The organism is Mariniflexile sp. HMF6888 (genome assembly GCF_044335535.1).
In the GTDB taxonomy this organism is placed as follows: Bacteria; Bacteroidota; Bacteroidia; order Flavobacteriales; family Flavobacteriaceae; genus Mariniflexile.
This window is the reverse complement of the sequence record NZ_JBIQVZ010000006.1, coordinates 124642-137200: the sequence shown is the minus strand read 5'-3', so window position 1 is coordinate 137200 and position 12559 is coordinate 124642. Positions and strand designations below refer to the sequence as shown.

General features: G+C 34.0%; 7 protein-coding genes. All 7 read right to left on the bottom strand.

Annotation, left to right across the window (positions count from 1 at the left end; genetic code table 11):
- Positions 1–98: 98 nt before the first annotated feature.
- The 7 genes from ACGLWY_RS14065 to ACGLWY_RS14035 all read right to left on the bottom strand — a co-directional run bounded on the left by ACGLWY_RS14065 (position 99) and on the right by ACGLWY_RS14035 (position 12536).
- The gene (locus ACGLWY_RS14065) at positions 99–1715 is read right to left on the bottom strand and encodes an alpha-L-fucosidase (RefSeq protein ID WP_396620306.1); all 1617 of its coding nucleotides are present in this window, start codon (positions 1713–1715) and stop codon (positions 99–101) included.
- A gap of 21 nt (positions 1716–1736) precedes the next feature.
- Positions 1737–3305: a glycoside hydrolase family 28 protein gene (locus ACGLWY_RS14060; RefSeq protein ID WP_396620305.1), complete on the bottom strand. Its 1569-nt coding sequence runs from the start codon at positions 3303–3305 to the stop codon at positions 1737–1739.
- A gap of 25 nt (positions 3306–3330) precedes the next feature.
- Positions 3331–5127: a hypothetical protein gene (locus tag ACGLWY_RS14055; RefSeq protein WP_396620304.1), complete on the bottom strand. Its 1797-nt coding sequence runs from the start codon at positions 5125–5127 to the stop codon at positions 3331–3333.
- A 74-nt stretch (positions 5128–5201) separates the two neighbouring features.
- Positions 5202–5768 (bottom strand): hypothetical protein, encoded by a 567-nt coding sequence (locus ACGLWY_RS14050; RefSeq protein ID WP_396620303.1) that lies wholly within the window; start codon positions 5766–5768, stop codon positions 5202–5204.
- A 97-nt stretch (positions 5769–5865) separates the two neighbouring features.
- Positions 5866–8175, bottom strand: a complete 2310-nt coding sequence (locus ACGLWY_RS14045; protein WP_396620302.1) for a GH92 family glycosyl hydrolase — start codon at positions 8173–8175, stop codon at positions 5866–5868.
- 6 nt (positions 8176–8181) lie between these two features.
- Complete coding sequence (locus tag ACGLWY_RS14040) at positions 8182–10500, bottom strand: GH92 family glycosyl hydrolase (RefSeq protein ID WP_396620301.1); 2319 nt, start codon at positions 10498–10500, stop codon at positions 8182–8184.
- Positions 10501–10904: 404 nt separating this feature from the next.
- Positions 10905–12536, bottom strand: coding sequence for a RagB/SusD family nutrient uptake outer membrane protein (locus ACGLWY_RS14035; RefSeq protein WP_396620300.1), 1632 nt, complete (start codon positions 12534–12536; stop codon positions 10905–10907).
- Positions 12537–12559 lie beyond the last annotated feature (23 nt).

The window sequence follows — 12559 nt, the reverse complement described above, 5'->3', positions numbered from 1 at the left end:
TTAATTAATAATTTCAATTTTTTGATCTTTCATGTCATTGTCTAAAAATGATGAACCAACCTTTTTAAATATATTAATGGTTTTTACTAAAATTAGAGTTAATAAATCTTAAGCACAATAGGTGTGACTTTATTGTTTTTCTCTTCTAGACTAACACTTAATCCTTTCTTGTTGAATTTATACGACCCAACTTTGCCTCCCAACATATCTACCTTTTTATATTTTTTATTATAATAAGGACTCTTTGTTGATAAAGATTTAATCAATACATCCTGGTTATTTTCTGGCCATTCCATAATTACAGCATATAGTACATCTCCCTTTTTTGTAAAACGAATATCTTGAGATGTGTAAGCATCTCCTTTTCCTTCATTAAAACCCTGTGCCTTAAGCGGGTTTGCTTTGTCTACTTTTGGTCCCTCTCCATATATATGCCATGGACGCGTTTCGTAAATACATTCACTATTAATATCCATCCATGCTGTAATATCTTCTACAATTTTTAATTCTTTTTCATCTATGGTGCCATCACCTCTTACAGGAACATTTAAAAGAAGGTTCCCGTTTTTGCTCACAATATCAACTAATATTTGCATAACAGTTTTAGCCGATTTATAACTGTTGTTATTATAGATATCTCTTTTATAATGCCAATTACCAATACATGTACAAGACTGCCATGCCTTTTCCTGAATTGCATCTGGAGCGCCACGCTCTACATCCCAAACCAAGGATTCCTTTTGATGTTCATTTAAAATCTTACCAAAAATTACACCTTCAAGTTTTCCATTATTTAATTCCATATTAGTATTATAATAATGTGCAGCAACCTCTAATCCAACATTGCTTATAGGCCATAATGGAAGTACCGTATCATCAAAATAAATTAAATCCGGTGAAAATTTATTTATCATATCAACCGTACGATTGTAGAAATTAAGACAATATTCTTCTGATGGAATAGAAGCACCATTTTCCCAGCCCCACTGATCTCCTGTAACAACTTCCCCTTCACTTCCAGCACTTAATGAGTGGTTTTGTGCATACAATTTTTGAGGATCTAAACCTTCCCACCATGTATCTTTACCATCTTCCTTTGTCAATTTACCATCATAAGGTATCCCTGCATATTTACCCTCTTTATCTGATTTTTGAGACGTTTCATACCAAGTCCACGCATGGGCAGAATGAATACTCACACCAAATGGCAATCCATTATTTTTTGAAGCCTTAGCCCATCCTTCCAAAATATTTTTACGAGGTCCTATATCAACCGAATTCCATTCTTGATATTTGCTATCCCATAAATCCAAATTGTCATGATGGTTACCCATGGCAAAAAAATATTTGGCGCCTGCACGCTTGTATAACGCTACTAATTTTTCCGGATCCCATTTTTCTGCTTTCCACTCATGAATAACATCTTTAAAACCAAATTCTGATGGATGTCCATATTGTTTTAAATGAGATTCATATTGTTTTTCACCTTCTATATACATATTGCGACCATACCAATCACCCTGTTCTGGTTCACATTGTGGCCCCCAATGTGCCCAAATACCGAATTTCGCATCGCGAAACCACTCTGGTGTTTCATATTGTTTTAATGACTCCCAATTAGGTTCAAATTTACCATTTTGCATTTCTTCTTTTACCTCCTGAGAATATGCGTATATACTTAAAAAAAATAATATTAAACTACTTAATTTACTCATTTTTAATCTTTTATTTGAAAATTAATTTACTGTTTTTACAATACTTTGTTTGACATTTAAATTAGCACGTGTTACTTCTTTTAAAATTACTTCTTCTTTCTTTTCTAAAGACAAATCAACTTGCTCCATCATTAAATCTCGAACATCATCAAAAACAAAAGCAGGTCTAAAATCTGAATAATCAAGTGTGAATTTAATATTTTTCATAGAGATACCCTTTGCATGTCTTACATACAATCCATACGCTGGAAGTTCACCAAACATAGAAAACTCGGGGTAATCTTTTATTTTCTCAGGAACTTGTTCTAACCTATTTATAGGCACATATGCCATGCCTTTTGATGCTCTACCAGGATAACTTATTTCAATATTTTCTAAGACAACATTTTCAACAGCAAACTCTTCAATTCCAACTATTGAAGCAGGAAATGGGTTATGAAAAAAATCGACCTCAGGACCTCTTAAGTCATAATTTATATCTGGACGTCCAAAAGGCACCTGAACTTTCATGTTTTTAATAGAAATATTCTTTACAATTCCAGGAGTTCCACCATCGCGATGACCCAAACGGATAAAAAAAGCATTACCAGTATTTAAAGCCTCTATATTACTTATAGAAACATTTTCAATAATTCCTCCATCAACAGATTGTATGGCTATAGCAGAACGAAACGTATCAAAAACCCTAATATCTTCAATAGTAATATTTTTAAAACCTCCGTAAGATGCTGATCCAAACTTTATAGCGCTTGCGCTAGACCGAATAATACAATTAGCTATATAAATAGAATCATTAAAATGTTCTGGGTAATACGATTTTAAACAGATACCATCATCGGCAGAATTAATATTACAATTGGTGACCTTTACATTTTTACAATCGGTGATATCAATACCATCGTTATTCCAATAGGAACGATTTGTTATGGTCAGTCCATCAATTATAAGATTGGAACACAACTCAAAAGACAAACCCCAACAAGAAGCTTCACCTACTTTTAAATCTTGTACCGTAACATTATGACATTGTGAAAAACGAAACAATTTTGGGCGCATGGTTTCATTGGGTCTATGCCTCCTGTAATTATAGTTTGGATCTATGGCAATACCTGCATGATGTAAACTATCTATTGTCAATGCTAACTTAAGCCCTTGACCATCAATAGTTCCTTTTCCGCTTAGTTTTATATTATTGGCTTTGTGTGCTAAAATTAGAGCCATTTGCGAATTATCATCACTTTTGGGTGAAACCGGTCTTCCTTCAAAAGCCATCGTATCATAATCTTTTGGATTGGTACTGCCCAATAAAACAGCACCTTCTTCAAAGTACAAACTAACATTGGTTTTCATTTTAATACTCCCCGACAAAAATCGTCCCTTAGGAAAAACGACCTGTCCGCCTTTATTTTTATAAGCCGCATCAATGGCGTTTTGAATAGCATTAGTATTCAAGGTTTGACCATCAGGAATTGCACCGTATTTAGTTACTAGGTAATCCTTTTGTTTTTTTTCAACCCTATAGTCTATACCCTTTGCAGAAAGCAAAAAAAACATTAAAACAGGAAGACTAAATAGTGCGATTTTTTTCATTAATTATTTTAAATCATTAAACTTTCTAACCAATAAACATGGAGTGTTGAAAAGGTGTATATCCTGTAAGGTAAACATGCACACCATCTGTTCGCAAACTACCCTTATGATATGTATATTGCTCACTATCTAGATTATTTATTTTACTATGTTCCATTTTTCCAGGACCAAACTGCATTACATCAGATCCCATGGATAATTCACCTAACCCCGATTTTAAGAAATAATTACCATATTCATCCTTTTTTGCTCCAGAAATCAAACTTCCTTCTTTAAAACACATTTCTATAGTAACTTCAACGTTTGGAGGTCCATCTACTTTAAAATCTAAACTTAATTTTCCATTATTTTCGGTAATTTCAATAACTGAAACTTGAGTTTTTACGTTGCTTTTGGTTCGTGAATCAAAATCCATTTTATTCCAATACCTTTCATCTTGCGACCGAGAGAGTTTATAATCGGCATCCTCTCTGTGATATGCCTCAGCGAGTGGCTGGTAATAATTGGCTTCTTTGGTTTCCTTAAAAATATACTTATTCCCCACTTTCTCCAAGCCATCGCTACTAAAATACCCCATTCTAAAAAACGAAGTAGACAAACGCATGTATTTTAAAATGGCATCACCTTTTCGGTACATTAAAAAATTGGGGTTTGAAGATCTTCCAGAAATAACAATTACTGGTTTATCGTTTCCACCGAATAAAGTTATCGACGTTTTACCTCGTCTAATTCTAGCCAGATTGGAGATTGCAAAAAATTTTTCAAAATCATTTTCTACATTTGCGTCAAGAGGAATTTGCTTTTGAAGTTCCCTGTTTGCCATAAAATGTACCAATGCATGTGATAAAATATCGGTGGCAAAACTAGGAAGCCCCTCAATGACATGAACCATATGAGCAAATATGGAATTATTGGTTTGGATCGCCATATAACGGTACTGCAAATAAAATTTAGAAACATCTGTATTCATAAATTGATCCTGCCTTCTAGAATCTACAGTTACCAAATCGCCATTGGTTTCAGTATAATAATAGTAAGTTGTAAGATTCGCTTGAACTTTATCTAATAATTCTGGTTTATTTAGCAATCTAGCCATAGTAATAAACGCCTTATTAATAACGTTCGAATACACACCGCTTCGTTCCAAATAATGTCCGTCAGCATTTAAATAGATGCCTTCTGCTAGCCATTGATTAATTCTTCTTAGGTATCTCTTATCAGGATATAATGAATTGATATTCGCTAAGGTAGCTGAAATAACCCATCGATGATTTGGTGTATGAACACCACCTGTTATCATGGCTTCTCCTGCTTTTACAATGAAGGCTTTTAATTTATCTCTAAGACCCTGTAATTCTGTTTGTTTATTTATATTTAAAACGGTCGCAGCGGCACATAAATATTCTAAGACAAAAGCAGTATCTGGTGGTGATTGTCTATTACCTCCAGCATCTAAAGTTCCATCATCATATTGATTATCTAACAAAACATCTAAGACTTGATTCAACCTTCCTTCAAGAGGTTTTGATTTATAATAAGCCGATTCAGAATGAGATAAAGAAGCGGTCATTATAGAAATTTCTGCTGCTAATGGTCTAAAATTATTTATTTTATACTTTGATTTAAACCACCTTTTTTCTAAAATGCTTTTAACATTAGCGTCATTATTTAAAAGAAGTTTTTTCATTAATTGAATATCCACTTCTGTAATACGATCTTTAAAAAATGTGTTATTTGCAAAAGTCACATCGGCAACTAAGCTACTAGCCAATGTTAAACTACTTAATCTTATAAATTCACTACGACTTATTTGATTTTTCAAAGTATTCTCTTTTGCGTATTACATTTAAAAAGTATTCTCAATATAACATATTACCTTTATTACTTCTAAAAGCATCAATTATTTGCAATTTCGGTTAATGTGAAATTTATCCCCAATGGGTTTTTAGTCATTTTACATAATAAGGGAAGTTCAGGATTTTGTAAAATCCAGATTTCAGTTTCATCAATCTGAGCCACTACATGCCAAGTTGGTATTGGTTTTCCGTTAATGACTACAGGATTTTTTTCTTCACCTTTATCTAATACATACGTGGTATTATTATAAACAAATTGATTGTTTTTTAATAGATCCTGGTAAGCCGATTGCGAAATCATAAAAAACGTTTCCGTGGGTTTCAATACTAAAATTGGCGCGCTTTCACCTTGATTAAAACTCAATTCCGTGCCACTTTTAACCGCTTCTGGCGTCGTTCTGATACTGCTTTTTACACCTCTCGTTTCTAAGTTTAGCACCAAGGTATCCGAAGTCATTTGTGTGGTAAGAGACAATGTTCTTGTTTGTCCATGTAGCTTGCAGATATAATGCAAAGTGGTATTATTTTCAATCGATGGCACGTAGTTTTGCGCCATTACTATTTGATATGTTGCGCAAAAAATGATTGCTATAATGATGTTTTTCATCTGTTTATTTTTATTGTTTTTTAATTGTCAGATGTAATCCCCATATTCATCATTGGTTGATAAACCAAATTAAATTTGTTGGGATTTCATATCCTAATTATTTTGTTGGTGGCAACATAGTGGTTCCCCAAGTGGATGGTTTTGATGTCATTTCTAAAATTAATTCACCTCCATTAACGATGTCTTCATGTAAAATCCATGCTTTATTATAGGGTTTTCCGTTTAATAAGGCTGATTTGATATACCTCTTTTTATCACTCAAATTTTTAGTGGAAATCTTAAAAGATTTGCCTGCTTCTAGCTGTAACGTGGTTTCTTTAATTAAAGGTGTATTTATTAAATAATAAGGCTGACCTGCATTGGGATACAATCCCATCATGTGAAAAGCCAACCAAGAAGACATGGCGCCTGAGTCATCGTTACCCGGCAAACCTTTTGGTGAACTATTAAAATTATTTTTTATAATAGCATGTATTCTATCGCTACTTAAGTCTGGGCGACCAATCCAATGGTACATAGTAGGTGCTAAAAACGAAGGCTCATTAGACACATCGTATAATTCTTCATCAAAAAACGTATCCAATCTGTCTTTAAAAGCTAAATCTCCTCCAGATCTAGCAACAACTTCAGGAATATCATGAGGAATACTTAAAGAATACTCCCAAGACGTTCCTTCGTAAAAAAACACACACCAGTGGCAAACATACCATGGAGATTCGGTAATTGTTGGTGTATATTTAAAAGTTGGTTTCTGAATTTTTGACTCGCCAAAAACCACATCATCTAACCAATTACCTGAAGCATCTTTAGGCATAATAAATCCTGTAGAACCATTATTTTCATAATCTGCACGCCATAAATTTTTCCAATTCTCAGATTGTTTTATATATCTATCATAAATACCATCGTGATGTAACCCCTTGGCAACTGTAGCTATATTATAATCATTATAAGCATAATCAATAGTTCTATTGCCAGCTCTGTCTATACCGTAAGGAATATACCCCAAGCGTAAATAATCTACCAATCCACCGCGTCCTTCTTTTTCTTCATTACCTCCAGGAGGTACCTCAGCATCTTTAAGCATGGCTTTTAAGGCTAACTCATAATCTATACCTTTTAAATTCTTAACAAAGGCATCGGCAATTACTGTTTCAGCATTAGACCCCCCTTGGGTTCGTCCATTTTCGTTTCCACTTCTGCCTTCTGGCAAATAGCCATCACGTTTATAAATATTTAACATCGCGTTAATAATCTCAACCTCTCGATCGGGATCTATGAGTGTAATTAAGGGACTCGATGTTCTAAACGTATCCCAAATGCAATAAAAATCATCATAATAAGGTTCATCGTTAGTCCATAAAGGATTTTCTCCCGTTCTATCAACAGGCATGATCATGGTATGATATAATCCCGTATAAAACATTTTTTTATACGTTTCAGAAGTATCGTCTGATAAAGTAATACGACTTAACAAGTGTTCCCATTTATTTTCTAATGCTAACAAAACGGCATTAAAATCCCAATGAGGAATCTCAGTTTCAATATTATTTTTTGCTTTTAACGAACTTAAAAACGAGATACCAATTTTAACATTGAGTTCTTTTTTCCCTTGATTGCCAAAAGAGAGTAAAGCACCTGTTTTTTTTCCTGAATCAAATTGAGATGGTTGATTAACATAAAACTCACCATCTTTCCAAGTGACATAATTTGCTATTGGCTGATCGAAAGTAGCCCAAAAATAAACAGTATAAGCACGTCCATTATTCCAACCACCTCTAATTCTACTGTAACCTCTAACCTCTGTATTTGAAACTATTTCAATTTGAGAGCCTACAAATTGTTGTGCTTCTCTAGCATCTGGATTTGGCTCCTTTGGTTCTCCTAAAAAGAAACCTAGATCAATCTTTAGATCTTTAGTTGCATTTTCAGGATATGTAATTCTATAAAAAGACACCTTTTCTCCTGTGGTTATTTCCGTTTTTATATTATTCTCTTTAAAAACAGTTTCATAGTATCCCAGTTTTACGTTTTCTTCTTGTCTAAATGAGGTTTGGTCTATCTTATTTAATTCACCAGAAAATGGCATGATTTGTATGTTTCCGTATTTTGGTCCGCCGCCAGTGCCACTAACATGCACTTGACTAAACCCTGTTACTTCTTTGGGCATAGGCAACCAACCACTATTCGGACTTACAGTACAATCTGGACTTGGTTTTACCATTCCAAATGGGCATGACGGACCGATGAATACGCGTCCATCTCCTTCGGATCCAATCATGGGATCTACATAAGTATGATGTTTTTCTTGAGCATTGCTACTGTTAAAAAAAAATACCAAAAACACAAAAAAGATTATTTTTTTTATTGATTCAAGATGCCGATTATTAATAAAAGATTGTATCATAATGCTTTATAAATTATTTATAAACTGGTTTGACATTTCTAAAATTAACTCTCCTCCATTTGTAATATCTTTATGAGAAATACTATAAGTAGACAAAGTAGCCGTATTATATTTAAGCTTGTTTACATAAATATTTTCATCGTTATTATTTATTGCCTTAATAACAAATGTTTCACCTGAATAATACTTTGGATGTAACTGTATGGTAACTTTATTAAAAATGGGACTTCCTATTTGATATGCTGGGTTTTCTTCTGTGCCACCATTCATTTGAAATAAGCCCATTTTAAACAACACATTCAAACTACCCATTAAGCCTTGGTCTTCATCGCCGTTATAGCCTGTACTTGGAGCCAATCCACTAAACGTTTCATTAATCACTGTCCTTGTCCAATATTGTGTCAAATCTGGTCTACCAAGTTGATTAAAAATAAATGACGTCTGTATAGAGGGTTGATTTCCGAAATTGATTGGTATACGGCTATATTCTGGGTGCAATTCGGCATCATGTGATGCCCCTGAAGTAAACTTCAACGCTTTGGCTGTTTCAAATTGCTTATTTAATTTTTCAACAGCTTTGTCTTTTCCACCCATCAATATTGCTAAACCATTGATGTCATGTGGAACAAACCAAGTTGATTGTGCCGCATTTGATTCTATAAATCCATGTTCGTATTGATAAGGGTCAAAGTTTTCGGCCCATTTCCCTTCAGCATTTTTAGGTCGCATCCAACTTGTATTGGTATCAAACACATGTTTATAATTTTTAGACCTAGCCATAAAATAATCATAATCTTCTTCATGATGCAACTTCTTAGCCAATTGCGCCAAAGTCCAATCTTGATAAGCATATTCCAAGGTTTGGCTGGCACCGTCTTGATGCAATCCAAAGTTCCCTTCAGGAATAGGGTAAGGCACATAGCCTTTTTCTAAATAATATTCTAAACCACCTCCTATATCCGTAGTATGCTCGTAACCTGCTTTTCCCATAATCCCCCCAAGCATATGATTTTTTTTGAGCGCGATATAAATAGATTCTAAATCTTCTTTTATGATTCCTTTTTGAATAGCACTTACGATAAATGGTGTTGATGAAGCTCCCGTCATTACAAACGTGTAATTACCTCCAGAAGGTCCACGAGGAATCATACCGCCATCTTTATAATATTGCATTAGGGAATGTACAAATTCTTCCATAATTTCTGGGTACACCAATCCCCAAAGCGTATTGATAGTCCATTGTGCACCCCAAAAAGCATCAGAATTGTAATGGTTAAATTTTGGTTTACCATCTTCATTCAATGGTAACTGGCCAACCCTAAAAGTTTTACCTGTATTATCTGGATAGGCTCCATTAACATCGCTAGTGATTCTTCTGCCTTGTAAAGCATGCCATAAATCGGTATAGAATCGCTTTTGATCTGTATCGGTTCCTCCTTCCACTTGAATTCTTGACAACATATTATTCCATTCGGTTTTCGATTCCGTAACTATTTTATCAAAATCCCAATGAGGTAATTCTTGTTGAATATTATTAGTTGCGTTTTCTATTGAAGTATAAGAAATCCCAGCCTTCATTAAAACAGCTTTCTCTGTATTCTCTATATTGATTAAATAATTTCCTGTTTTAGCATCTTCTTCCAAAGCTGTCACAGGAACATTTAGTTGTACTTTAAAATATATGGTTAATGGTTTAGGACGTCTGTGTGTTGGAGCTGCCACTAATTTACCCGACAACTGGCTTTTCCCCGTTTGCTTTAGTACACCTTCTATATTTTCACAGGGTCCCAATATGGTATTTAAGTTGAAAAGGATACCTGCCTTTTTATTTTTTGGAAACGAATATTGGTGGAACCCAACCCGTTTTGTACTTGTTAATGCGACCTTAATTTGATACCTATCTAACTCTACTGAATGGTATCCTGGCGTTATTGTTTCTGCTTGATGTTTAAAACTTGAGAAAAAATCAGTAAAAATTCGCTCTTTGTTTTCATGGGAAATGGTTACAGGCATTACCGACAAACCGGACAATTGCCAAGCATGAATATGACTGAAACCTTTTATGGTGTCCGTATTGTAGCGATACCCAGTCCCCCAATCGCCTCCAATTTGCGTATCCGGACTTAAATTAACCATTCCAAATGGACGGCTAGCAGATGAAAAGAAAAACCATCTTGAGTTTTCGGTGTCAAGAAAAGGGTATACTTTATCCGATAAAGATTCTTTCTCAATAGAAGGTTTTATTTCCTCTTTACAGGAAACTAAAAAGGGAAGTATAATACTAACCGTTAAAATTCCATTAACTATATTATTACTTAACTTCATTGATAATATTAACGAGAAATTTGTCTTGAACTCCCTAGGATTTTATCTGACCAATAATTCCTGTCTAAATGAATTTTATTTTTTGCTTAAGAAGCGGACTCATAGAAAGCTTTTAATTAAATCCCTAACTTTCACTTTCAAGATACATGTGTTATTGAACTCGTTTAAATTTTTTTCAATTGGCTAAAAAATTGCCCTTTTACGTCCACTCTATGTCTTTTTTTTCCTTCCATAGCTCTGCTATGTAACTCAAAAAAAACTTCGATTGGACAAAAAATGACTAATTTTCACTTCAATCAAAAAAGTTTAAATGAGTTTTAAAAATATAGGCAGACTACAAACATGCCTGCCTATATTTAATTAACAAAAACTAAACTAACTCAAAAAAACCTTTCTAAATGCTATTAGTAATTAGGGTTTTGTGTAATACTATTCGCAGATGCATCAATTTCAGATTGAGGTATAGGTCTTAAAAGATGTTTTTCTTTCAGCGCATTATTCAAAGCCGCATGTGGGTTATGTGCTAAAGTACGCTCTATTAACTTTCCTGTTCTTTTTAAATCCATCCATCTGTTTACTTCACCTGTTAATTCCCTAGCTCTTTCATCAAGAATAAAATCAAGATCTACGTCTCCTGGCACTACTGCTGTAGTTAACCCAGCTCTGGAACGTAACGTTGTAAGACGTGCCGCTGCATCAGTTGTGTTATTTAATTCCAAATATGCTTCTGCAGCAATTAAATAAGCTTCACCTGATCTCATCATAACCATATCCCGTTCTCCCTGTGAAGATTGATCTGGCTGAGTAAAAGGTATGGTTGGATCATCAAATTTAGTAAACATAGGGAAATGTGTATTTGTTACACCGTCATTTTGAAAATAAGTCCCTGGATTGATTACCTTATAGCGTTTTGCAGCAATCTGAGTTGGTGTCCATACAGTTTTAGGAAAATATATTGCTGTATCACCAGCAACAACATTTACAGGTGTACCATTTTCGTAACCTACATAGTCTTCTGTTGCATAATTAACTCTTGTGAAAGTAGCGGTTGCTCTTTCATCATTATCTTCAAAAAGAGAATAATAAAAAGGTGTTGGCATGCCTCCTAATCCTTGTACTGTTTTTTCTAAACCTGGATAATCATAAAATCTAAATTTATATAACATATGTTTAGAGTTACCCCAACCTCTGCTTACTGAATTACTTCCAAATAAATAAGAGAAAATTACTTCTGAGTTTCTTTGATTACCTATATCAACCAGTGATGCAAAAGAAGACACCAATGTATGATTAGTTATTACCGTTTCTGCTAAAGAGGCTGCCTCTGTAAAATCTGAAGATGTACCAAAAGATTTGTAGCCTCTTGTTAGTAATACTTTTGACAACAAGTGTCTTACAGCATCTTTAGTTACTCTGCCGTATGCACTTGCTGTTGAATTAACAGATGCTAAGGCATCTTCTAAATCTTGAACTATTTGTGTATAAACAGATTCTTCGCTCTCGCGAGTATATATAGTTTGAGCTGTTGTAACTTGATTTACAACTAAAGGAACACCTCCATAATTTTCTACTAAATTAAAGTAGCTCCAAGCTCTAAAAAATTTAGCTTCTCCTATACCAATAGCTTTCTCACTATCAGTAAGGCCTACAATATTATCTGCATTATCTATAGCTGTATTTGCTGCGGCAATAATACTATATTGATTCGCCCAATATACCTCTACAGCCCAAGTGAAAGAATTCATATTTACATAATCATTAATTTCATCGACTCCTGTAATTGTTGACCTTCTGGTTACAACATCAGTCCCTAAATCTTCTAAAGTATAGTACATATCAGGAACGTAATGTGTTGTTGTTTCTCTAGCTCTTTCATATACCGAGGCTACCAATTGATTGAAAGTCTCTGGATCAGAACTGGCTGTTTCTATTGTTATAGAAGACTTATTTTCTTCTTCTAAATAACTGTCGCAACTAGTACTAAACACACTCGCTGTAAGCAGTATTATAATTATTTTATGATTTATATATTTCATTTTCTTGAATTTTATTTAACAAA

Excerpts from the sequence above, each read along its gene's own strand:
- ACGLWY_RS14060 (WP_396620305.1), bottom strand. The coding sequence starts at position 3,305 with ATGAAAAAAATCGCACTATTTAGTCTTCCTGTTTTAATGTTTTTTTTG.
- ACGLWY_RS14050 (WP_396620303.1), bottom strand. The coding sequence starts at position 5,768 with ATGAAAAACATCATTATAGCAATCATTTTTTGCGCAACATATCAAATA.
- ACGLWY_RS14045 (WP_396620302.1), bottom strand. The coding sequence starts at position 8,175 with ATGATACAATCTTTTATTAATAATCGGCATCTTGAATCAATAAAAAAA.
- ACGLWY_RS14035 (WP_396620300.1), bottom strand. The coding sequence starts at position 12,536 with ATGAAATATATAAATCATAAAATAATTATAATACTGCTTACAGCGAGT.
- ACGLWY_RS14040 (WP_396620301.1), bottom strand. The coding sequence starts at position 10,500 with ATGAAGTTAAGTAATAATATAGTTAATGGAATTTTAACGGTTAGTATT.
- ACGLWY_RS14065 (WP_396620306.1), bottom strand. The coding sequence starts at position 1,715 with ATGAGTAAATTAAGTAGTTTAATATTATTTTTTTTAAGTATATACGCA.